This is a genomic window from Treponema sp. R80B11-R83G3 (genome assembly GCF_054786115.1).
The window spans coordinates 1-383 of sequence record NZ_BDHF01000567.1 but is presented as its reverse complement, the minus strand read 5'-3'; the positions used below and the strand labels follow the sequence as shown (position 1 = coordinate 383).

The 383-nt window shown below is 53.8% G+C and carries 1 protein-coding gene; it reads left to right on the top strand.

Going from position 1 to position 383, the window contains the following annotated elements; translation table 11 throughout:
• Positions 1-11: 11 nt before the first annotated feature.
• Positions 12-383 (top strand): ankyrin repeat domain-containing protein (locus ACYVRH_RS15005; RefSeq protein ID WP_461257653.1); only part of this gene is annotated, 372 nt, incomplete at its 3' end.

Sequence of the window (383 nt, the reverse complement as noted above, 5' to 3'; positions counted from 1 at the left end):
GTACAGTAGAGATAGAGACTCTCCTCCTCAACAACAAGGCGAATTTGGAAGCCCGAGATGTGGAAGGGTATACTCCCTTTATGGAAGCGGTACTCCCAGGGTACTCCCAGGCAATGATACGCCTCAGAAACCGGGGCGCGGATCCTAATACGCGGAATTTCCGAGGAGATACATCCCTGCATCTGGCGGCAGCCATGGGACGGGACGATATCGCAACGCTTCTATTAGGCTGGGGCTCCTCAATTCATGCGCGGAACTCCCTGGAAAGGACTCCGTTTCAGAATGCCCTTACTTCTTCTCCCCAAATGGTCAGAACGCTTTTAGCCGACGGCAGGGTCACTCGCAGCGATGATTATGGCGCTTCTCCTCTGCACATCGCTATT